This window comes from Halomonas sp. IOP_14 (assembly GCF_021021315.1).
Lineage (GTDB): Bacteria > Pseudomonadota > Gammaproteobacteria > Pseudomonadales > Halomonadaceae > Vreelandella > Vreelandella titanicae.
This window is the reverse complement of the sequence record NZ_JAINWD010000022.1, coordinates 42650-63694: the sequence shown is the minus strand read 5'-3', so window position 1 is coordinate 63694 and position 21045 is coordinate 42650. Positions and strand designations below refer to the sequence as shown.

At 55.2% G+C, this 21045-nt stretch carries 20 protein-coding genes; 7 read left to right on the top strand and 13 right to left on the bottom strand.

Features of this window, described 5'->3' with window-relative positions; all coding sequences use genetic code 11:
• Positions 1-59 precede the first annotated feature (59 nt).
• The 9 genes from K7H09_RS15440 to K7H09_RS15400 all read right to left on the bottom strand — a co-directional run bounded on the left by K7H09_RS15440 (position 60) and on the right by K7H09_RS15400 (position 9589).
• Positions 60-1274 carry a D-alanyl-D-alanine carboxypeptidase family protein gene (locus tag K7H09_RS15440; protein ID WP_027957539.1) on the bottom strand — a complete coding sequence of 405 codons (1215 nt, stop codon included), beginning with the start codon at positions 1272-1274 and terminating at the stop codon, positions 60-62.
• A 96-nt stretch (positions 1275-1370) separates the two neighbouring features.
• The gene (locus K7H09_RS15435; RefSeq protein WP_230805112.1) at positions 1371-2387 is read right to left on the bottom strand and encodes a septal ring lytic transglycosylase RlpA family protein; all 1017 of its coding nucleotides are present in this window, start codon (positions 2385-2387) and stop codon (positions 1371-1373) included.
• On the bottom strand, positions 2384-3445 hold the full coding sequence (gene mltB, locus K7H09_RS15430; RefSeq protein ID WP_230805111.1) for a lytic murein transglycosylase B: 1062 nt from the start codon (positions 3443-3445) through the stop codon (positions 2384-2386). Before mltB ends, K7H09_RS15435 begins: the two co-directional genes overlap by 4 nt.
• 78 nt (positions 3446-3523) lie before the next feature.
• Positions 3524-4684: a rod shape-determining protein RodA gene (gene rodA, locus K7H09_RS15425; protein ID WP_041158541.1), complete on the bottom strand. Its 1161-nt coding sequence runs from the start codon at positions 4682-4684 to the stop codon at positions 3524-3526.
• 3 nt (positions 4685-4687) lie between these two features.
• Positions 4688-6595, bottom strand: coding sequence for a penicillin-binding protein 2 (gene mrdA, locus K7H09_RS15420; RefSeq protein ID WP_022523157.1), 1908 nt, complete (start codon positions 6593-6595; stop codon positions 4688-4690).
• An 88-nt stretch (positions 6596-6683) separates the two neighbouring features.
• Positions 6684-7151, bottom strand: a complete 468-nt coding sequence (gene rlmH / locus K7H09_RS15415) for a 23S rRNA (pseudouridine(1915)-N(3))-methyltransferase RlmH (protein ID WP_009286999.1) — start codon at positions 7149-7151, stop codon at positions 6684-6686.
• Positions 7148-7534, bottom strand: a complete 387-nt coding sequence (gene rsfS / locus K7H09_RS15410) for a ribosome silencing factor (protein ID WP_022523156.1) — start codon at positions 7532-7534, stop codon at positions 7148-7150. Before rsfS ends, rlmH begins: the two co-directional genes overlap by 4 nt.
• Before the next feature lie 78 nt (positions 7535-7612).
• Positions 7613-8272, bottom strand: a complete 660-nt coding sequence (gene nadD, locus K7H09_RS15405) for a nicotinate-nucleotide adenylyltransferase (protein ID WP_141440970.1) — start codon at positions 8270-8272, stop codon at positions 7613-7615.
• A 9-nt stretch (positions 8273-8281) separates the two neighbouring features.
• Positions 8282-9589 (bottom strand): glutamate-5-semialdehyde dehydrogenase, encoded by a 1308-nt coding sequence (locus tag K7H09_RS15400; protein WP_141440969.1) that lies wholly within the window; start codon positions 9587-9589, stop codon positions 8282-8284.
• A 198-nt stretch (positions 9590-9787) separates the two neighbouring features.
• On the opposite strand from K7H09_RS15400, the gene K7H09_RS15395 reads away from it, so the two are divergent.
• From K7H09_RS15395 to K7H09_RS15385, 3 genes are read left to right on the top strand one after another with little or no spacing between them, the layout of a single operon-like run.
• On the top strand, positions 9788-10642 hold the full coding sequence (locus K7H09_RS15395) for a hypothetical protein (protein WP_009287000.1): 855 nt from the start codon (positions 9788-9790) through the stop codon (positions 10640-10642).
• Complete coding sequence (locus K7H09_RS15390; RefSeq protein ID WP_009287001.1) at positions 10639-11568, top strand: diguanylate cyclase domain-containing protein; 930 nt, start codon at positions 10639-10641, stop codon at positions 11566-11568. The genes K7H09_RS15395 and K7H09_RS15390 overlap by 4 nt, the downstream gene beginning before the upstream one ends.
• Before the next feature lie 43 nt (positions 11569-11611).
• Positions 11612-13009 (top strand): bifunctional DedA family/phosphatase PAP2 family protein, encoded by a 1398-nt coding sequence (locus K7H09_RS15385; RefSeq protein ID WP_141440968.1) that lies wholly within the window; start codon positions 11612-11614, stop codon positions 13007-13009.
• Between the two features lie 18 nt (positions 13010-13027).
• On the opposite strand, the gene K7H09_RS15380 is transcribed toward K7H09_RS15385, so the two are convergent.
• Genes K7H09_RS15380 through mpl form a run of 3 tightly spaced genes read right to left on the bottom strand, consistent with a single transcriptional unit; the run spans position 13028 to position 15705 of the window.
• Positions 13028-13651 (bottom strand): LysE family translocator, encoded by a 624-nt coding sequence (locus tag K7H09_RS15380; RefSeq protein WP_208797083.1) that lies wholly within the window; start codon positions 13649-13651, stop codon positions 13028-13030.
• A 3-nt stretch (positions 13652-13654) separates the two neighbouring features.
• A complete protein-coding gene (locus K7H09_RS15375) occupies positions 13655-14299 on the bottom strand; it encodes a flavin prenyltransferase UbiX (protein ID WP_141440967.1) in 645 nt (214 codons plus the stop codon).
• Entirely contained in the window at positions 14296-15705 is a 1410-nt protein-coding gene (gene mpl, locus K7H09_RS15370; RefSeq protein ID WP_141440966.1) for a UDP-N-acetylmuramate:L-alanyl-gamma-D-glutamyl-meso-diaminopimelate ligase, read from the bottom strand. Before mpl ends, K7H09_RS15375 begins: the two co-directional genes overlap by 4 nt.
• Before the next feature lie 256 nt (positions 15706-15961).
• On the opposite strand from mpl, the gene K7H09_RS15365 reads away from it, so the two are divergent.
• The gene (locus K7H09_RS15365; protein ID WP_022523151.1) at positions 15962-16348 is read left to right on the top strand and encodes a glutaredoxin family protein; all 387 of its coding nucleotides are present in this window, start codon (positions 15962-15964) and stop codon (positions 16346-16348) included.
• Positions 16349-16415: 67 nt separating this feature from the next.
• Here K7H09_RS15365 and K7H09_RS15360 read toward each other — a convergent pair whose 3' ends face one another.
• Complete coding sequence (locus K7H09_RS15360) at positions 16416-16961, bottom strand: hypothetical protein (RefSeq protein WP_009287005.1); 546 nt, start codon at positions 16959-16961, stop codon at positions 16416-16418.
• 297 nt (positions 16962-17258) lie between these two features.
• Here K7H09_RS15360 and K7H09_RS15355 point away from each other — a divergent pair, with 297 nt between their 5' ends.
• The 3 genes from K7H09_RS15355 (at position 17259) to K7H09_RS15345 (ending at position 21041) form a co-directional block, all read left to right on the top strand.
• Positions 17259-18839, top strand: coding sequence for an ABC transporter substrate-binding protein (locus tag K7H09_RS15355; protein ID WP_039859107.1), 1581 nt, complete (start codon positions 17259-17261; stop codon positions 18837-18839).
• A 199-nt stretch (positions 18840-19038) separates the two neighbouring features.
• On the top strand, positions 19039-20088 hold the full coding sequence (locus K7H09_RS15350; protein WP_039859109.1) for an ABC transporter permease: 1050 nt from the start codon (positions 19039-19041) through the stop codon (positions 20086-20088).
• Positions 20085-21041, top strand: coding sequence for an ABC transporter permease (locus K7H09_RS15345; RefSeq protein ID WP_009287008.1), 957 nt, complete (start codon positions 20085-20087; stop codon positions 21039-21041). The genes K7H09_RS15350 and K7H09_RS15345 overlap by 4 nt, the downstream gene beginning before the upstream one ends.
• Positions 21042-21045: the final 4 nt, after the last annotated feature.

Genomic DNA, 21045 nt, shown 5'->3' with positions numbered 1-21045 from the left:
ACTGGGTTCATCACAGATATACGCTAGAACCCATCAACCTACAGGCTGTAAGTCTATAATCAATCCGTAAAATTACTAATCAGATTACTAAAGAAGCGCTGCACCTGATCGAACAAGCGCTTAAAGAGACCACCCTCTTCGATGTTTTCCAGCGCCACTAAGCGGCGCTCACCGACCACTTCATCACCTAAATGCACTTCCAGCGTACCAACCTCGTCGCCAATGGCAATCGGTGCCTGTAGGTCTGGATTGAGGTTTAGGCGCGCACGCAGCTCTTCGTTGCGGTTGCGTGGCAGGGTCATAAAGACTTCTTCATCGACGCCAACACGCAGCTCATTGATATCGCCGCCCCAAACCCGCGGCGTTGCCAATACGGCACCGCGCTCATAGAGCTTCATGGTTTCGAAAAAGCGGAAACCGTAGCTGAGTAGCTTTTGGGTTTCTTGAGCGCGCGCTTCATCAGAGTTGGTGCCCATCACTACGGAAATCAAGCGCATATCGTCACGCTTAGCTGAAGACACCAGACAGAACCCCGCCTCCGTTGTCCAGCCGGTTTTCAGGCCATCCACCGAAGGGTCACGCCACAGCAAACGGTTGCGGTTGGGCTGATCAATACCGCCATAGGAGAACGTACGATGGGAGTAGATTTCGTAGTGATCAGGGTAATCATTAATAATGTGCCGGGATAAACGCGCCAAGTCATGGGCCGTTGAGTAGTGATTGTCGGCGGGCAAGCCAGTGGCGTTCTGGAAGTTGGTGTTATTCATGCCCAACCGCGTGGCATGCTGATTCATCAGATCGGCAAAGGGCACCTCACCACCCGCCAAATGCTCTGCCATGGCGACACTGGCATCGTTGCCCGACACAATGATGATACCGTGGAGTAAATCATCCACCGAAACCTGATCACCCACCTCAATAAACATTTTCGAGCCGCCGGTGCGCCAGGCATTCTCGCTAATATTAACCATATCAGTGAGCTTAATGGTGCCACGATTGAGCTCACGCTCTACCAAATAGGCGGTCATCAGCTTGGTTAAACTTGCCGGTGGCAGACGCTCATCGGAGTTATGCTCGGCCAAGATACGGCCACTGTTAGCATCCATCAGAATCCACGAACTTGCCGCTAACTGAGGGGCTGAAGGGATAATGGTTTGCGGCTGCGGAATTACCGGCTGAGGCGTTGGCTGGGCACTGGCAGGCACAGCAACCGTCGCCATGGCAGCGAAGAGGCACAGGCGTGCAGAGCGACCAATGGATGTAAACACGTTCATAACGTCAGTCTCACTTACTTGAAAGCTTACTTGAAAAGCTTATTTTAAAAAACGGCGGCGCGTAAGGCGCGCCACCGGAAATAAACAGGGGGTGAATTATCGCACAACAAAGACCTGGGGGAACCCTGCTTGGCGCAGTGTTTCTCGCGCTTGAGGTTCTTGGCTCGGAGCGATGGGCCCCACTTGAACACGATAAACGTCAGCGTCGTTCATAATACGCACCGCATGGGGCTGCTCACCTTGTAAACGCTGCTGCAACTGCTGAGCGCCTTCCGGATTACCCAGTGCCGCGATCTGCAGATACACTGCGTCGCCAGCTTCCCCTTCGTTTGGCGGCTGCGCTGTTTGTGTCTGTGGTGAAGGATCAGCCGCAGATGCAGCAGACGCCGCCGGCGGAACGGGCATAGAAGAAGCATTTGCAGCAACCCGCTGTGCCTCGGCTACGCGAGGCTGGGGGGAAGCGCCGCCACCGCCCTTGCCGTGCTCGGCTAGCCACTGCTCAGGGTTGATCGCTTCCACTTTCACGGAACCGGTACCATTGTCGAGGAAGCCTAGCCGGGCGGCTGCCGCGTAGGAGAGATCGATCTCACGGTCACTGTGGAAGGGGCCACGGTCGTTCACTCGGACAATGACCGATCGCCCATTATCCAGGTTTGTGACTCGCGCAAAGGTGGGTAGAGGCAGCGAACGGTGTGCCGCCGACATCTTATACATGTCGTAGATTTCACCGTTTGAGGTCGCGTAGCCATGGAATTTTTCGCCATACCAGGAGGCCGTACCACGTTTCTCATAACCCGTTGCATCAGGCAGCACTTGATAGGTTTTCCCCCACACTTCATAGCTAGAGCGGTTGCCCGCTCTGGAAGGCTGCTCGATGCGGGGCTCTGCATCAGGCACCTTGGTAACATCCGGCGGCTCGAGCGGATAGGCATCACCACTCATGGCATAGCGGCCACCACTAGTGTTGGCCGCCGTTGAAGCCGGAGCCGCCGCTTGATTCGCGGAACCGGAGGCATCTACCCGCTGAGTGTCATTGCTGGCACAGCCGCTGACCAGCGCCAGTAAGGCAATCGCGCCAACCGCCCGCTGGCTAATCCTCAATTTGCTCTTCATCCCTCATCCTCGTGCAGCTCAGCAATCGCTTCTGCCAACTCGGCTACGGCCATGGCATAGAGGTGACTATGGTTGTAGCGGGTAATCACGTAAAAATTATACTCGCCAAACCGGTAACGGGTCTCTCCATTGGCGAACTCAAGCGCCAACGGCACCACTGGCAAATTATCATCAAGTGGCTCGCTGGGCTCAATCCCATGAGTGGCCAACTGAGCAATGCTCACCGCAGGAGGTGAGGTTTGGTTAAATGAGAGTTCCTGGAGTAACTCTACGGGCATTACGTCTGGCCCAGTGGCCTGGTGGTAGATATCAGCTCCCGGCTTCCAGTTATGCTCGGCAAAGTAATTCGCGACGCTGCCAATCGCATCAACCGGGTTCTCCCAAAGATCACGTCGTCCATCGCCATCAAAATCCACGGCATAGGCTTGATAACTGGTGGGAATAAACTGCGGGTAACCCATCGCACCGGCATAGGAACCGCGCAACTCGGTAGGGTCGACCTGCTGTTCGTAGGCAATACGTAAAAAGGCCGCTAGCTCACCGCGAAAAAAAGCCCCCCTTGCCGGATGATGAAACGCCAGTGTGGCTAGCGAATCCAGCACGCGATGCTGGCCTTTATGGCGACCATAGTAAGTTTCAACGCCAACAATAGCGGTAATGATTTCAGCGGGCACACCATAGGTGCTTTCCGCGCGCGCCAAGGCGTCGGCATGAGCATCGATGAACTCCACGCCCTCTTCAATGCGCTGCTGGGTCAGAAAAATAGCACGATATTCGTACCACTTCAGACGCCGCTCAGCAGCTCCTTCCATGGCATCTAATACGCTTTGGGTATAGCTCGCCTGACCCAGTGCTTCTGCCAACCAGTCTTGCGGCAACCCTTGCTCGACCAGCTCTTCCACCAGCGCTTGGCTGTCAGCATTTTGCTGGGGAGCAAAGTGGTGAGGAGTCTCAAACTGAGCCTGCGGTGAAGGCTGATCAGCAAACGCCATGGGGGTCACCCAGCACATCAGCGCGGCCAACACATAGCTGCTCGTCTTCCCTTGAACCTTGTTCATTGGCTCTCCACTCCTGAGCTATTCAATCCTGAATTATCCATTACCGAGCAACATTAGCGTCTAAAGCAGACAGCGTCGCTAGCGCGACAGTAACCGACGATGCGCATGTATCGACATGAGAATACCGAAACCCGCTAACAAGGTCACGCTAGAGGTGCCGCCATAACTAACCAATGGCAGCGGCACCCCCACCACGGGCAAAATGCCACTCACCATGCCCATATTGACGAACACGTAGATAAAAAAAGTTAAAATGATACTGCCTGCCACCAAACGCCCAAAGGTATCCTGCGCGGAGCTAGCCATCCACAAACCTCGGCTGACAATCAATAGATATAGGAACAGCAGCACAAGCATACCCACCAAACCAAACTCCTCGCCCAGGACGGCAATGATGAAATCGGTGTGTCGCTCAGGTAAAAACTCTAGTTGGGACTGGGTACCCTGCAGCCACCCCTTGCCCCATAGCCCGCCACTACCTATGGCCGTGGTCGACTGAATAATATTCCAGCCTGCCCCCAACGGATCGCTTTCAGGGTTGAGAAACGTCAATACCCGCTGACGCTGGTAGTTATGCATATTCATCCAGAGCAGCGGCACTGCGGCAGCCCCCAGCGCGGTAATAAATCCAATCAAACGCCACGACAAGCCCGCCAGTAGCACGACAATCAGGGCCGCGCTAGATACCAGCAGCGAAGTACCCAAATCGGGTTGGATCGCGGTTAGTACCACAGGCACGCCAATAATGACCCCACACACGACAATATCGCGCAGGCGGGGCGGTAGTTCGCAGCGATTTAGATAGGCAGCAACCATTAACGGGGCAGCTAACTTCATCATTTCCGATGGCTGAAAACGTATCACACCAGGAATCACTAGCCAGCGCTTCGCCCCCATGCCCACATCACCCACTACATCAACGGCAATCAGCATGGCTACGCCAACACAATAGGCCAATGGAGCAAAGCGCAAAAAGGTTGAGGGCGAGAACTGGGCAATAATTACCATGCCTACCAGCGCGATAAGAAAACGCACGCCTTGGCCAATCACTGCATCAATAGATTGTCCGGAAGCGCTGTAAAGAACGATTAAACCGCTCCCCATCAGCAGCAATAGCAAACCTAGCAGCCAAGGGTCGAGATGGATTCGCTCCCAGATACTTTTCCGCCGGGCGATACCACTCTCAGGCGGGCGAACAGGATGGCCACGCATCGAACGGGCTATATAATGCCAAGGCATGGCTTAGTTTCCCTCCACATTGGCATCATCTTCTTCCAACACTTCACGCACTTCCTCTACGTCGGGGGCCTCATCCTCAAGTAACCAGGCATCGGTCATTGCACGGGCCAGATGCGCTGCGTGGGTACTGCCACCACCGGCATTCTCAACAATAACCGAGACGGCAATCTGGGGGTCATCCAACGGCGCAAAGGCCACAAACAGAGCGTGGTCGCGCAGTCGTTCGGCCAGCTCATCGGCGTTGTAGCGCTGATCCTGCCCCAGCGAAAATACTTGTGCGGTGCCTGATTTGCCGCCCATGCGGTACTCAAGGCCCACACCGGTTCGCCGGGCAGTGCCTTCCGTGCCACTAACCACCTTTTCCATGCCGCTGAATACACGATCCCACCAGCTATCATTGGCGAGCACAATATCATCTAACGTATCCGGCAGATCACGCGGCACAGGGGTATCACCAATCTGTCGGGCCAGCCTTGGTTTCACCCAATGGCCCCGATTGGCCAGCGTTGCCGTAGCACTGGCTAGCTGGAGAGGTGTTACCTGCCAATAGCCTTGTCCAATCCCCACCGAGAGGGTTTCCCCGGGATACCAGGGCTGGTTAAAGCGGCCACGCTTCCAATCTCGCGAAGGCATCAAAGCACCACTCTCTCCCTGAACGTCATGGGCTACACGCCGGCCAAAGCCAAAATTACTCATTTGATCATGTAAGTCATCAATGCCTAAATCGTGCGCAAGGGTATAAAAATAGGTGTTATTAGATACCGCTAAAGCTCGTTCTAAATCGACCCGCCCGTGCCCCCAACGCAGCCAGTTGCGATAGCGTCGGGAATCATTAGGCAATTGGTAGTAACCAGGGTCGTTTATGGTGCTGTCTGGAGTGATTACCCCTTCCACCAAACCCGCGAGCGCTAGAAAGGGCTTAATCGTAGAGCCGGGAGGATAGTGACCGCGAGTCGCGCGGTTAAACAGAGGGAGATCAAGGTCTTGCTGCAAAGCGCGATAAGACGCAACATCAATACCGGTGACAAACTGGTTACTGTCAAAACCCGGTGTCGATACCATGGCGAGGATCTCACCAGTGCCCGGCACGATAGCCACAATGGAGCCACGACGACCATCCAGCAATTCGTAAGCCAGTGTTTGCAGCGACTTATCCAGGGTTAGGGTTAGGTTCTTACCAGGCACCGGATCGGTTCGCCCAAGCTCCCGCAAGACTCGCCCGCGAGCGTTTGTCTCAACTTTGCGCAAGCCTGCCTGACCGTGCAGCTCCTCTTCGTAAAAACGCTCAACCCCCGTCTTACCGATAAAATGAGTCCCTGCGTAGCGACCCGCGTCCAGGGTTTCCATCTCTTCGGCGTTAATCCGCCCAACGTAGCCCAGTGTGTGTGCCATGATTTCGGCATCGGGATAGTAGCGCAGCGGCTGAGCCTCTATTTCGACTCCAGGCAGACGATGACGATTAACCGCCAAACGGGCAATTTGTGCTTCGCTTAAGTCACTGGTAAGGAGGGCTGGCTGGAAAGGACGCTGGCGTTGGCGTGAACGCACATTGAACGCCTCGATCTCCTCTTCAGGCAGTTCAAGCAGGTCGACCAATAGTGCTAGGGTTTCATCTAGGTTATCGACACGCTCGCGAACCAGCGTGAGGTTGTAGGTGGGACGGTTTTCAGCCAGCAGCACCCCGTTACGGTCATAGATCAAACCGCGGTTCGGCGGCAGCGGCTCGACGCGAACCCGGTTGTTTTCGGAGCGCGTGCTGTACATATCATGCTGGACGATCTGCAAATAAACCAAGCGACTCGTTAGCAAGCCTGCAAGCGTAAAAACTACTAACACCGCGAGTAGCGCTCTAACACGAAAAATACGCAGTTCTTGCTCGGAGTTTTTTAGCGTGTTGGGGCGCTTGAGCATGGTAACGATGACTCTCAAATCAAACAATCAAATCAAACAAAAGGCGCAGCAGGCCATAACAGTGATCGCTCACCATCTCAGTTAGCCGTCAGCGGTGATAAGGGTGACCTACCAGTAGTGTCCAGGCACGGTAGAGCTGCTCGGCCAGCATAATCCGCACCAGCGGGTGAGGCAGCGTCAGCGGGGAGATCGACCAGGTTTTGTCAGCCGTCGCAGAGAGTGAGGGCTCGAGACCGTCTGGCCCCCCCACAAGCAGGACAATATCTCGCCCGGCCATGCGCCAGGCATCGGCTTCTTGCGCTAACTGTTCGGTGGTCCAAGGCTTACCTTTGACTTCCAGCGCGACTAGATACTCGTCGCCACGCAACTTGTCGCGAATTCGCTGCGCCTCTTGGGCACGCGCCTTCGCGATATCTGCATTTTTGCCACGCTGACCGAGGGCAATTTCTTCTATCTCGAGATTAAAATCTCTCGGCAGCCGCTTGCGGTAAGTATTGACGCCCTCTTCTACCCAGCCAGGCATTTTGCTTCCTACCGCTAACAGCCGGATCTTCATGACATGCCGGCTCGCTCTTGGAAGCGCTCAAGAGAGTCGCCAATGGCACCCGAGTCGCTGGGTAGATCGGCCCACAGCCGCTCTAAGTCATACAGGGTGCGTGCTTCGGGCATCATCACGTGGACAACGACATCCCCCAGGTCGACCAGTACCCAATCGGCGTTATCGCCACCTTCAACGCCCAGCGGGCCAAGCCCTGCAGCCTTGGCTTTTTCCACGACGTTTTGCGCCAGGGCAGCCACATGGCGGGTCGAAGTACCACTGGCAATCAGCATGAGGTCGGTGACCTCGGTTAATTTGGCAACATCCAACTGCGTAATGTCACGTGCTTTCAGTTCTTCTAGCGCGTCAACCGCTAGATTTTTCAATGTATCGATGTGCATGACTCCTAAAGACAACCTTATTGGTTAATCGGTCAATAAAGCCGGCCATTGTAACGGCTTCTTTGATGACTGCCAGCGCTATTCGCGTTGTCGATAAAGTCCGTCCTGCGTAATGGCCAATTCAACGGCTTCTGGCAGTAAATAGCGCACGCTTTTCCCGGCCTCTAAACGCTCGCGGATATACGTTGCCGAGATCGCCATCAGTGATGGCAGTTCCAACGGCAGATAGCCGCCGCAAGGCCGCTGCATCAATGCGTCTACGCTATCGACTCTGCGATGCGCTACCAGTTCCATTAATGATGCCGGTAACGGATCGTCATAGCCCGGTCTGGCAATCACCACTAGATGAGCAAACTCAAACAAGCGCTCCGGCTGGTGCCACTGGGCGAGCCGCAAGAAGGCATCAAAACCAATCGCCATCACCAGACGGGCCTGTTCGCCAACTTCCCCACGCAGCTCAGCCAGTGTATCGACGCTATAAGAGGGGCCGTCACGGCGCAGCTCGCGGTCATCGGCGACCAGCCCAGGCGTCGCACCGATACCCGCTTCTAATAACGCCAATCTCTGTTTCGCCGAGACTTGGGGTCGCCCACGTAGCGGTGGCTGTTGAGCCGGTATCATATGTAGCCGATCAAGCGACAGCGCCTCATGCAACTCTACCGCGCTGCGCAAATGCCCCAGATGAACAGGGTCAAAGGTGCCGCCCAACATGCCGATACGCTGCTCCGTTTGACTCATGCCACCACCCTATTCACGCACCTGGCCATCGCCAAATACAACGTATTTCTGAGTGGTTAGCCCTTCCAAACCGACAGGCCCACGGGCGTGAAGCTTATCGGTTGAAATTCCGATCTCAGCGCCAAGCCCGTACTCAAAACCATCGGCAAAGCGGGTAGAGGCATTCACAATCACCGAACTGGAGTCGACTTCCGCCATAAAGCGGCGTGCGAGTGAATAATCCTGGGTGACAATCGCATCAGTGTGGTGAGAGCCGTACTGTTCAATATGGGCAATCGCTTCATCGATACCATCGACCACTTTGATTGCCAGCACGGGGGCCAAATACTCGGCATACCAATCGGCTTCTTCAGCAGCTGCCGCCTGTGGCAACAATGCCTGCGTACGCTGGCAGCCACGCAGTTCAACTTCATGTTCGGCATAAGCGCGGGCCAGTTCCGGCAGCAGCAGGTCAGCAATCGGCGCATCAACCAGCAACGTTTCCATGGTGTTACAGGTGCCGTAGCGATGAGTTTTCGCATTGATGGCGATGGCTAGCGCTTTGGCGGGATCAGCGGTGGTATCGATATACACATGACAAACACCGTCGAGATGTTTGATAACCGGTACGCGGGCATCACGGCTGATACGCTCAATCAACGACTTTCCACCGCGGGGGATAATCACGTCGACATATTCCGGCATGCTAATCATTTCACCCACCGCCGCGCGATCAGTGGTGGCGACTACCTGCACACTACCCGCTGGCAGGCCTACATCAGCTAACCCCGTTTGGATACAGGCGCTAATGGCGGCATTTGACTGGCTGGCTTCCGACCCGCCGCGCAAAATACAGGCGTTGCCCGACTTCAAACATAGGCTGGCGGCTTCCAGGGTTACATTTGGGCGCGACTCGTAAATAATCCCGATGACGCCCAGCGGGACGCGCATTTTGCCCACTTGGATGCCGCTAGGCCGATAACGCATATCGCCAATTTCGCCCACCGGGTCAGGCAAGCCCGCTACCTGCTGTAGCCCTTCAATCATGGCGTCGATACGCGCGTCGTTCAGAGCTAAGCGATCCAGCAGCGCGCTTTCCAAACCGTTCTCGCGGCCACGCTGTAAATCCTCGGTGTTGGCATCCAGTATTTTGGCTCGCGCCTCGGTCAAGCGCTGCGCCATAGCCATTAGCGCACGGTTTTTCAACCCGGTATCCGCCCGCCGCAGTTCACTGGCGGCACGGCGCGCCGCTTGCCCCAAGGCCTGCATGTAGGCGGGCACATTCCCGGCAATTAAGTGCTGATGGGCCTCGTCTTGGAACGGTGTTGAAGCGCTCATAGTGTCTCCGTACGGAAGGATACTTTAATTTTTTAATTAACCATGTATCGCGTTTTACATGTTTTGCTTATGTTACGTCATTTCATCGTTATACTGGGGACGATTAAGGCACTAATATGTCTCGCGTACATTTATTATCCTACAATTACTTTACTTGATGAGATACATCTGGTCATTCAGGACGAATAGTAAGTCACCATGCAAAGCAAGTACAAAATCCGCCTGCTACGTGCCAATCTTTTAGCTGCTGCCGTCGCTTTGGCACTATGGACACCCGCTACACCCCCTGCTGCTGCCCTAGTGCTGTGGCTATCAGTCGGCTGGTTACTCATCACCGCACTGATGCTTGATTTTAGCCACCGTCGTTCGCGAGGATTGCCATGGCAAATTGTACCGGGTGCACTGCTATTGGGTTTAATTGCCACTGCTCCAGAACGACACGGCATTTTAATCTGGGCGTGGGCCGCAATGCTGATGCTGCCCCAAAACAATGGGGTCGCCGCCTTTAACCTCAGCGCTGCACTGATTAGCGCTGTAATGGTAGCACCTCAATTGGAGGCGTCAGCGCTTGTGCTGCTGATTTGTTCACTGCTGGTGCTTGGTCTGCTGGCCTTATCCAGAGCACAGCAGCTTATTGATATGAACGGTTCCATTCGCCAACGCCTGCGATTGATTCCCGGCCTTAACCTTTGGGCCGGTGAGCAGTTGCTGCGCGATATCGCCCGGGAACAAACGCGCTGCGAGCGTGAAGGCGTTCATGCGGAACTGTTTATTCTGCACGTAAAACGCCACCAACTGTGGCCAATGGCGCAAAAGCTGTGCGAATTAACCTATGATTTTGAAAACGTTTACCGCTTAAGCAGCACAACGCTGGTGACACTCATTCTTGCCCGCTCACCTAGAGAAGCCGCTCAACGACGCAGCCTACTACTCGCCGACTTACCCGACAATATTACCAGTGAACACCTTGAATTAATCGATATCGAACCGGCAACGCTTTCGGTGTTTGAGATCAGCAAACTTCCGGCTGAGCGGGTGCGGGAGACGGTATGATCGAGCACCTCCCCAAACGATTAATGACCCTGGCTTATACTTCCAGTATCGCGTTGATGGTGGGCTACGCGCTATGGCTGTATGCCATGGGTGACTACCGCGACCTGCTGATTCCCACCTTTATGACCCTGCTGCTAATGGCCGCCCTGCTAATGCATATAGGGCAGGGCGTGAAAAGCTACCTGCCGCGCATTATTTTACTCTGCAGTACCTACTCGGTAGTGCTCGGCGCTTTCTATTTTCAGCCGCAGGTATCACCTCTATGGTTAGGCCTGCCGATTACCGCCGCGTTTTTACTGCTACCGCTATGGGCCGCAATGCTGATTAATATTGCCATTGGGCCATTGTGGTGGCTGCTTCCTTCGGTCGCCTCTGCGCCACCGGCGATTATCGTGGGCTATGCTGCTTTAACACTGTTACTTGCCCTCCCCCGCTGGGAGCATGCTCGTCGCCGTGCACTCTTAAGAGCTACCGACCCCAACGACAGCGACTGTGAAGCTTTCCACATGGACACGCTAAAAGAGCGTTTACACAGCGAGTTCCAGCGCGCTGCCATGCTCAATCAGCAACTGGCAGTGCTGGTACTGCATTTACCGCAGTTGGATATGGCAGCAGAGCAGTTTGGCCATCGTGCGCAAACGGCGCTGCTGGGAGCGCTATGCGGTGAAGTGAATAGCCGTTGTCGCGATCATGATGTGCTGGGGCGCGCGGACAGCGCCACTTTTTGGCTGGTTCTACCTGACACTAGTGAAAGCGGCGCTCTGTTGGTACGCGAGCGTTTACAAAGAGCTCTTTCACAGCGTGTACTGGTAGAAACCGGTCAACTGGAAGCGCGCATTGCCGCCTGCTTACCCAGTCGCACCGAGCACTTTGCACACTATGTAAAGCGCCTGGAAACCCGCGGCGCCGCCCTCGCCAACCTCTAGTCTGCCTTTTCAATGTCTCTTATCTGACGCTGGAGTACTCTCCTTGCCGCTAGCCGATCTGCTCCACTCATTAACGCCATCGCCTGCGTTGATCGTCTGTCTGGTGCTGGTGATTTCATTAGTAGAATCACTTGCCTTGATCGGGCTGCTGGTGCCGGGCGTGGTGTTAATCACTACCGCAGCCTCCCTGGCGGGACACCAGGATCTTGGCTTGGCATGGTTAATCGGTGCTGCCTTCATAGGCGCTATTTTAGGCGACGGCGTCAGTTTTTCGCTGGGCTTTAAACATCACGAGCAGGTCACTCAGAGATGGCCCCTTTCCCTGCATCCCGAATGGTTGGGCCGCGGGGCACGGTTCTTTGAGCGCTATGGCATCTGGTCGGTGTTTATCGGCCGCTTTGTCGGTCCGGTGCGACCGATTATTCCCTTGGTAGCAGGCATGATGCGTATGCCACCACGCACCTTTATTTGGGCTAATGTCACTTCTGCAGCGCTGTGGGCGCCTGCCTATATACTGCCCGGCTATTTGTTGGGGCGTACCTGGCAGCACCATTTGAATCTACCGCCAGGCATAGAGGCTGCGCTGCTTATCCTCGCAGCGATCATTGTCGTGCTCGCGGTGATTTTCTCCTGGGGTCGGCATCAGGTGACACGGCATGGGCGACTTTATCGGGCTATTGCTGGCAGCGTTCGCCGTGTACCGCTACTACGCAGGCCATGGCTGGCCATGAGTCAAACCGGCGATGTTCCCTTGGCTTCACTACTGTTACTGGTCATAGCGCTAGGCAGTCTGTCTGGCTGGACACTGCTGGTCATCGCCCACCATGAACCGCTTGAGATTGATCTGTTCATTCAGCAACTGTTCTCCTGGCTGCAGAGCGATGTTTTGTACCGAGCGGGGAATGTTTTTGCACGCATTGGCGACACCCTAGGCATTATCGCTTTAACACTGCCTTGGGCAGCATGGATGCTGGTGACTAAGAGATGGGAGGCTTTACTGCACTGGAGTGGCGCCTTTGCCAGCGTCGCCCTGCTAAACACAGTAGGCAAAGGGCTGTTTGGTCGTGCTCGCCCAGAGACACCGGACTACTTAATGGGCTCGTTCTCCTACCCCAGCGCCCACACTTCCACCGCCGTGGTGCTCGTTGGCCTTACAGCGGCGTTCGTTGCGGCCGAGATACCCCGTCAAAAACGCTTTTGGGTGTACTGGATAGCACTAGCGCTTGCGCTGCCCATGGCGCTATCAAGACTGGTGGTGGGCGTGCACTGGTTCAGTGATCTGGTGGGAGGCGCGCTACTCGGCTTGGTCGTTTGCGCACTCACGCTACTTCATTGGCAGCAGCAGTCGCGCCCGTCGATGCGCCCCTGCCCGTGGCTTCTGCTCAGCCTGGCATCGCTAGTGCTTATCAGCGCTCGCGTCGGCTTATTCCCACCGGTTTAGCTTTAAATCGACACCGCTTTACCCCAAGGCAAGCCACAGGCCTACCCCAATCATCAGTGTTCCGGCGATGCGATTCAGGAGCCGGACATTGCCGCTTTTACCGAGCACATTGCGTAGCGTTTTGCCGCCGGTGGCATAGACCAGCATGCTGACAAACTCAATGGTCAAAATGACCCCGATCAACAAGCTGAGCTGCCCCGGCAATGGGCGACTACTATCCAAAAAAGGCGGCAGCAGCACCATAAAAAATGCCCACCCTTTAGGATTTGCCACAGCGGTAACAAACCCTTGCATGGCTAACTGCAGGGGGCTAGCGGGTGGGCCCGCATCAAGCTCGCTGGGAATCGCCATGCGCCCACGGGAGCGCCACATCATAATACCCAAATAGCCCAGGTAAGCGCCGCCCACCCATTTAAACAGCACAAACAGCTCTGGCTGACGCAGCATCAACGCAGCCACCCCCGCGCCTGCGGCGGCAGCCACTAAGCCAACGCCCAGCAACTCGCCCACCATCATCCACAGCGTGCGTTTGACGCCTTGGGTCATGCCCAGCACCATGGCGAGGGTCATGCACATACCTGGGGTTAGCGAGACAAACAGAAACGTTGGCACAAAAACCGACAGCGTGGCCCACGACATCATAGATCACTCATCCTTATCTCCGACCTCTCCCCAGCGAGGCACCAGCGAATGCTCGATTCCCAACTGGTTGAGAATACGCGCGACAATAAAATCAATCAGATCATCAATGCTTTGCGGGCAGTGATAAAACCCAGGAGCCGCCGGCAAAATGACCACTCCCAAGCGACTCAATGCCAACATGTGCTCCAAGTGAATCGGTGAAAATGGGCTTTCCCGCGGCACCAGCACCAGCGTTCGGCGCTCTTTAATCGCCACGTCCGCCGCCCGCTCAATCAGGTTATTGCTAGCCCCCGTTGCGACGGCAGAAAGCGTGCCGGTAGAGCACGGGCACACCACCATGGCGGAGGGCGCGCCAGAGCCTGATGCCACCGGCGCCATCCAGTCTTCGCGGCCAAAGCAGCGGATCTGACCAGGCTGTGCCCCACTGCGCTCACTCAGCGCCTCGGCTAAACGCTGGGGCTGGGCGGGTAGCTCAATATCTGTTTCTGTGGCGATGACCATGTGCGCAGCTTTCGAAATCATGACCCACACTTCATGACCTGCGGCGACTAGTACATCGATCAAGCGCAAACCGTATTGAGCCCCGGATGCGCCGGTGAGTGCCACGGTAATCGGTTTTTTGAACGATGCGTCGGCTCTATCTGTCACGCATTCCCCTCCTTGGCTGCGGCTAATGCGGCGAGCAAGCGTTCATGCACGCCCTCAAAGCCACCGTTGGACATCACCACAATGCGATCCAACGGTGACGCTTGAGTGACCACTGCCGCCACCAGCGTATCAATATCGCTAAACAGCTGGGCATGCGCACCTTGCGTGGCAACCAGCTCGTCCATCGACCAGTCGAGCCCGGCGGGCTGAAACCAAAAAACGCCATCAGCGTCAGCCACGCTCTCGAGTAACCGCTCGCGCAGAGCACCTAAACGCATGGTATTGGAGCGCGGCTCGATGACCGCCAGCAGGCGTCCTTTCGTGGTGGCCGCACGTAGACCTTTGAGCGTCGCGGCAATCGCCGTGGGGTGGTGGGCGAAATCATCGATCACCTGAATGCCATTGATTTCGCCGCGCACCTCCTGGCGCCTTCTGGGTGTTTCAAAACGCGCCAGCGCCGCACAGCCACGGGCTAAATCAACCCCACACAAATGCGCCGCCGCCAGCGCTGCCAACGCATTGCGGGCGTTATGCTCGCCGGTTAGCGCCCACTCGACGACCCCGTCCTCCTCTTGTCCATGGGTATCCTGACCAGACTCGCCAGCGCTATAAATCACCTGGAAACGACTGGCGTCGTCGCGCTCTAATTTCAGTTGCCACTCGCTCGCATCCCGATCACCAAAGTGCGCTACCGGCGTCCAGGCGCCCTGGCTCAGAACACGTTCAAGGGCGGGCTGCTCATCAGCAACTAATAGGTGCCCCTGGCTTGGCACGGTGCGCACCAGGTGATGGAACTGGCGCTCAATGGCTGCCAGGTCGGGGAAGATATCGGCGTGGTCAAACTCAAGGTTGTTGAGTATGGCGATATGCGGACGGTAGTGAACAAACTTGGAACGTTTATCAAAGAACGCCGTGTCGTACTCGTCAGCTTCCACCACAAACGGCGCTTGCGGATCACCCACGCGCGCCGACACGCCAAAATTACGCGGCACGCCACCAATCAAAAACCCTGGCGCTAAGCCAGCACTCTCCAGCAGCCAAGCCAATACGCTTGCGGTGGTGGTTTTTCCGTGAGTACCTGCCACGGCAATGACGCGTCGGCCGGGCAGCACGTGCTCCGCCAACCACTGCGCCCCCGAGGTATACGGCAGGCCGCTATTGAGTAACGCTTCAACCTCTTCATTGCCCCGTGACAAGGCATTGCCCACCACGACAAGATCCGGCGCTGGCGACAGATGCTCGGCGTGGTAGCCCTCCATTAAGGTGATGCCCGCATCAACCAACTGGGTGCTCATGGGTGGGTAAACATTCTGATCGGAGCCACTCACCTGGTGCCCCATTTCACGCGCCAGCAGTGCCAGGCTACCCATAAAGGTGCCGCAGATACCCATAATATGCAGATGCATGGCTCTCGCCCCGTTAATCGCCCGTAAACCAATTCACTAAAAGCCAAAAAATGGCGTAAAAATAGCCAAGTAGCCTAGCATGTTGAGGCTATTTGCTCATCTATTCATCGCCATAAACGCTGACAAAGCACCACTCAAGTGACAAATCTCTTTAGTTGTTGCAGGATGCGGCCACTGTTTACTTATGATGACTACCCCTTTCTTCCCACTTGTCACGCTGATGTAAGCCAACATCTCAGCACAGGAGCCTTTTTCGATGCGCATTTTAATTCGCTATTTCTTTCGTGGTCTTCGCTTGGTGCTCGCCCCGGTCATGCTGATTTCCGAGAAGCTTTCCACGCCTAAGTCAGTAGAGCGTACGCCTGAAGAACAAGCCAAGGTGGATCAAGCGTGCCAGAACCTTGCGCTGTACCAATTTCGCACCTGCCCTTTCTGCATCAAGGTGCGCAAAGAGATAGCGCGGCTGGGTTTAAACATTGAGGTACGTGATGCTCAACTTGATCCTGCCCATAAGCAGGCGCTCTTGGAAGGGGGTGGCAAAGTCAAAGTGCCCTGCTTGAGAATCACCCACGACGATGGGCGTGAAGAGTGGATGTACGAATCTGACACTATTAATGCCTGGCTGCACCAGCAGTTCGGTTAAGCGCTTTTGATGGACATGGATAGCCACTGAGGTCTTGTCACCAGGTCGGCAAACGTCGACCTGGGCATTAGAACTCTACTTTTTGCGCCTCTACATCGAACACCACGTCGATCTCAATGCCCTCTTCCTGGCTTGGCGGTTCACCTAGCTCGACTTGCAGTCCCAGCGCCCCCTCAATTTTCCCAGCTACGCGAACCGTTTGGCTGGTACGGTCATAGTGAGTCAGTGTTACTACTACTTCCCCCCCTTCAGAGGTGAACAGCGGCGGGGCAATAGAAGCCCCAATGGAATAAATAACCACTGCATTGATCAACTGCCCTTCGTTCACGGTCAGGCTAATAGAGAGCGCCTCCTCGCCGTCCCACTTCTCATCGTCAACAGAGCCAGCGATATCAATATTGATATCGTCGCCTAGCTCTACGAATGAGGCATTTGAGTCATTACCATGGCGTAAAATAAACCACTCCCGCAACTCATCATCCAACGACCCTGCTATTTCAGGCGCCGCGCGCTCAGAGCCACCTTGAGGAGGACTTTGCCCCACAGGCTCAGTGGCAAAACCAGTGATAGGTAGCCAAACCCCCATCAACGCTATCCCAATTTTTTTCCACATAAGATTTTCCGCCCTATTATGTGTCGCTTTTCGCTTACTACTTTCGTCTTAAAACAAGCCTTCAGCATGCCGCTATTAGCCCCATCATTCAGTAGACGAATGATGCCTGTCATTATTTCGATTGTATGACGCGATAGGCACTCTCTATGTTGTAAGCCTAGGTTGTGCGCTTGTGTTGTAAATAGGCTTAACAACTGACCGTGTCTGTTTTGCCGACGCTTTCCTGGCGGGAAGGGTGCTTCTAGCCAAGAAAACGGCGGTAAAACGAAAAATAAACAATGATTTAAGGGAACGATGATGACGCTCAAGAAAACCTTACTGGCTTCCGTTATTGGTGCAGTGGTTGCGGGTACGACGTTACTACCGATGACCGCAAGTGCTGAAACGCTGCGTATTGGCTACTCCGCCGACCCTGAAACCCTCGATATCCACGAGCAGCTTTCTGGCGGCGTCTTGCGCTTTTCTCATATGGCATTTGATCCGCTGGTGCGCTGGACAAAAGATTTTGAGTTTGAGCCGCGCTTAGCCACCGAGTGGGAGCAGGTCGACGAAACCACCATGCGCATGACCTTGCGTGAAGGCGTTACCTTCCACTCAGGTAACGAATTCACCGCCAAAGACGTGGTATGGACCATTGAGCGTCTGAAAGAGAGCCCTGACTATCGCGCTATTTTTGAGCCAGTGGCCAGCGCCGAAGCCGTTGATGACTACACCGTTGAAATTGTCACCACCGAACCTTACCCGCTGCTACTCAACCTGGCTACCTACATCTTCCCGATGGATAGCGAGTTCTATAGCGGTGAAACCGAGGGCGGCAACGACAAAGGTGAGATCGTTAAAGCTGGCAACTCCTTTGCTTCGCGCAATGTTTCCGGTACTGGTCCGTTCATGGTGACTGACCGCCGTCAGGGTGTACGGGTAGATTTTGAGCGTTTTGAAGATTACTGGGATACCGAAAGCGAAGGCAATGTCTCTAATATCGTGCTGACACCCATCGCTGAGAACGCCTCACGGGTTGCCGCCCTGCTCTCTGGCGGTGTCGACTTTATTGATGCCGTGCCTCCCAACGATTTGGATCGCGTACGCGAGGCCGACGGCGTTAATCTGGTTGAGGTTGACGGTACGCGTATCATTGGCTTCCAAATGAACGAAGACCGCGTTGAAGCCTTCCAGGATGCCCGCGTTCGCCAAGCGGTTGATCTGGCTATTAACCAGGAAGGCATTGCCGACCGCTTAATGCGCGGCTTCGCGACGCCCGCCGGACAGATATCACCCAAAGGTTACTCCGGTCACAACCCAGACTTAACGCCACGCTACGATATTGAACGCGCCAAAGAGCTAATGGCCGAAGCGGGCTACGCAGACGGCTTCAGCGTTGAAATGATTGCCCCCAACAATCGCTACGTAAACGATGCCCAGATCGCCCAAGCGGTCGCCAATATGCTGGCACAAATCAATATTGACGTTGACCTGCGTACCATGCCCCTGGCGCAGTACTGGCCTGAGTACGATACCCGCCAATCGGATATGGCGATGATCGGCTGGCACGCGGATACCGAAGATACCGCTAACTTCTTCCAGTATCTAACCTTCTGCTTCGATGAAGAGACCGGTGCTGGCCAATACAACTACGGTGGCTACTGCAACGAAGAGATCGACGCACTCGTCACCGAAGCCGATAGTGAAACCGATTTGGAAAAACGCAACGAAATGCTGCGCGAAGCCGAAGCCATGCTCTATGAAGACGTCGGCTATATCACACTGCACTGGCAGAACCTTGCTTACGCGGCCGCTGAAGGGGTTGAGATTGAGCCTGTAGTCAACGCCCTTGACTTCCCCTACCTGGGTGACTTGGTCATTAATCGCAGCGACGATTAAGCGCTCACAGCGCTGATTGATTAAATGCCTAGAAAAGAGTCACTACAGCGTTAACAGCCAACAAGTAAACCGCAAGGATGCTTCGCTCCCTAAGCGTTTAGGGGGCGAAGCCTTTTAGCTGGCAGTTCGCGTCTGTGAGAACTCTGCATAACATGCCCCTACTCCCTTTGATGAACCCCTCATATAGGTGGCGTACGCCATGATTGCCTTTTTAATCAAGCGGCTGATGCACGCGATTTTGGTGATGTTTGTCATCAGCGTGCTGGCCTTCGCCATTCAGGATAACCTGGGTGACCCCATACAGCAGATGGTTGGCCAGTCAGTGCCTGAGAGCGAGCGTGAAGAGATTCGCGAGCGCTTTGGCCTCAATGACCCCTTCCTGGTGCAGTACGCTCGTTTTGCTAAAAACGCCGTTCAAGGCGATTTCGGCTACTCGTACTTTTATCGCGAACCGGCGTTAGAAGTAATTGCTCGCCACTTACCCGCCACCCTGGAGCTGGTATTTGCCGCGACGCTGATTATTGTGCTGCTTTCGGTACCCATTGGGGTATATAGCGCCATCAAACCGCGCTCACCGATTTCACGCCTGTTTATGGGTATATCGATTATCGGTATCTCAATTCCAGTGTTCTTGACCGCGATCGTACTGATTCAAATCTTCGCCATCGGCGTCACTGTCACACTGTTCCCCGAAAGTACCGGCTGGGGCGCATGGCTGAATGACTTCTTCTCCACCGAAGGCAATATGCCCTCCTTCGGCCGTGGTTATGATCTCGTTAACGTGGTGGGCAACTGGGACACCAACCTGGCAACTTGGAACGGTTTACAGCATCTAGTGCTGCCGGCGGTTTCACTGGCCTCCATTATGCTACCGCTGTTTATCCGTCTGATTCGCGCCGAAATGATGGAAGTCCTGCAGTCGGAGTACGTCAAGTATGCCCGCGCTAAAGGCATCTCTATGCGCCGGGTGTATTTCGTTCACGCCCTTAAAAACACCATGCTACCAGTGATTACCGTGGGCGGCGTACAGATCGGCACCATGGTGGCCTACACCATTTTGACCGAGACCGTTTTCCAATGGCCCGGCATGGGTTTGATGTTTTTGGATGCGATCAACCGCGCCGATATACCGCTGATTGTGACCTACCTGATGATCGTCGGCGTGATCTTTGTCGTCACTAACACCATCGTGGATCTCATCTACGGCATGGTGAACCCCACCGTTAAACTGACTGGGAAGCCCGCATGAGCACCACCAACAATTCCTCCCCAGCGAGCGCCTCACCCAGCCGCTGGGAACGCCTGCGCGACTCCTATATATGGTACAGCTTCAAGCGTGACCGCACCGCCCAGCTCTGCCTGGCTGTGTTTATCTGCATGGTTATCGCCGCCTTTGCCTCACCGCTGCTGGCGCCCACGAACCCTTACGACCTATCCCAGATAGACATTATGTCATCTGAACTGCCGCCCTTCTGGATTGACGGTGCAGATGAGCGTTACGCGCTAGGTACCGATGCCCAGGGGCGCGACTTATGGTCGATTGTGCTATATGGCACCCGCGTATCGCTGCTGATTGGTTTCGGTGCGGTTATTTTGCAGGCGCTGCTAGGGGTCACCTTCGGCCTAATGGCGGGCTACCTGGGCGGCCGTGTCGATACGATTTTGATGCGCCTGGCAGACATTCAGCTGTCATTCTCGACACTTATGGTCGCTATCGTGGTGGGCGCTTTGGTCAAAGCGACCATGGGTAGCGCCTTCTATAGCCAGTACGCGGTGATGATGCTGATCCTGATTATCGGCCTGGCCGAATGGCCCCAGTATGCCCGTACCGTGCGCGCCTCAGTGTTGGCAGAGAAAAACAAAGAGTACGTTGATGCCGCCCGCGTGATGGGCCTACGCAGCAAACGGATTATGTTCCGCCACGTGCTGCCCAACACCATGTCACCGATATTCGTTATCTCTACCGTGCAGATCGCCAACGCGATTATCTCTGAAGCGGCGCTGTCGTTTCTGGGACTGGGGATGCCAGAGACCCATCCCTCGCTTGGCTCACTGATCAAATCGGGCTTTGACTACATCCAGTCCGGCTCCTGGTGGATCACCTTGATCCCGGGTGCAGTTCTGGTGGTACTGGTGCTGTCGATCAATCTACTAGGCGATTGGCTGCGTGATGTCATGAACCCACGACTCTACAAAGGCTGAGGAC

Bases quoted from the DNA above. Each gene is read 5' to 3' on its own strand.
- K7H09_RS15435 (WP_230805112.1), bottom strand. From the start codon at position 2,387: ATGAAGAGCAAATTGAGGATTAGCCAGCGGGCGGTTGGCGCGATTGCC.
- rlmH (WP_009286999.1), bottom strand. From the start codon at position 7,151: ATGAAGATCCGGCTGTTAGCGGTAGGAAGCAAAATGCCTGGCTGGGTA.
- rodA (WP_041158541.1), bottom strand. From the start codon at position 4,684: ATGCCTTGGCATTATATAGCCCGTTCGATGCGTGGCCATCCTGTTCGC.
- mrdA (WP_022523157.1), bottom strand. From the start codon at position 6,595: ATGCTCAAGCGCCCCAACACGCTAAAAAACTCCGAGCAAGAACTGCGT.
- mltB (WP_230805111.1), bottom strand. From the start codon at position 3,445: ATGAACAAGGTTCAAGGGAAGACGAGCAGCTATGTGTTGGCCGCGCTG.
- K7H09_RS15365 (WP_022523151.1), top strand. From the start codon at position 15,962: ATGCGCATTTTAATTCGCTATTTCTTTCGTGGTCTTCGCTTGGTGCTC.
- K7H09_RS15360 (WP_009287005.1), bottom strand. From the start codon at position 16,961: ATGTGGAAAAAAATTGGGATAGCGTTGATGGGGGTTTGGCTACCTATC.
- K7H09_RS15395 (WP_009287000.1), top strand. From the start codon at position 9,788: ATGCAAAGCAAGTACAAAATCCGCCTGCTACGTGCCAATCTTTTAGCT.
- K7H09_RS15350 (WP_039859109.1), top strand. From the start codon at position 19,039: ATGATTGCCTTTTTAATCAAGCGGCTGATGCACGCGATTTTGGTGATG.
- K7H09_RS15345 (WP_009287008.1), top strand. From the start codon at position 20,085: ATGAGCACCACCAACAATTCCTCCCCAGCGAGCGCCTCACCCAGCCGC.
- mpl (WP_141440966.1), bottom strand. From the start codon at position 15,705: ATGCATCTGCATATTATGGGTATCTGCGGCACCTTTATGGGTAGCCTG.
- K7H09_RS15380 (WP_208797083.1), bottom strand. From the start codon at position 13,651: ATGATGTCGTGGGCCACGCTGTCGGTTTTTGTGCCAACGTTTCTGTTT.
- nadD (WP_141440970.1), bottom strand. From the start codon at position 8,272: ATGAGTCAAACGGAGCAGCGTATCGGCATGTTGGGCGGCACCTTTGAC.
- K7H09_RS15440 (WP_027957539.1), bottom strand. From the start codon at position 1,274: ATGAACGTGTTTACATCCATTGGTCGCTCTGCACGCCTGTGCCTCTTC.
- K7H09_RS15390 (WP_009287001.1), top strand. From the start codon at position 10,639: ATGATCGAGCACCTCCCCAAACGATTAATGACCCTGGCTTATACTTCC.
- K7H09_RS15355 (WP_039859107.1), top strand. From the start codon at position 17,259: ATGACGCTCAAGAAAACCTTACTGGCTTCCGTTATTGGTGCAGTGGTT.
- rsfS (WP_022523156.1), bottom strand. From the start codon at position 7,534: ATGCACATCGATACATTGAAAAATCTAGCGGTTGACGCGCTAGAAGAA.
- K7H09_RS15400 (WP_141440969.1), bottom strand. From the start codon at position 9,589: ATGAGCGCTTCAACACCGTTCCAAGACGAGGCCCATCAGCACTTAATT.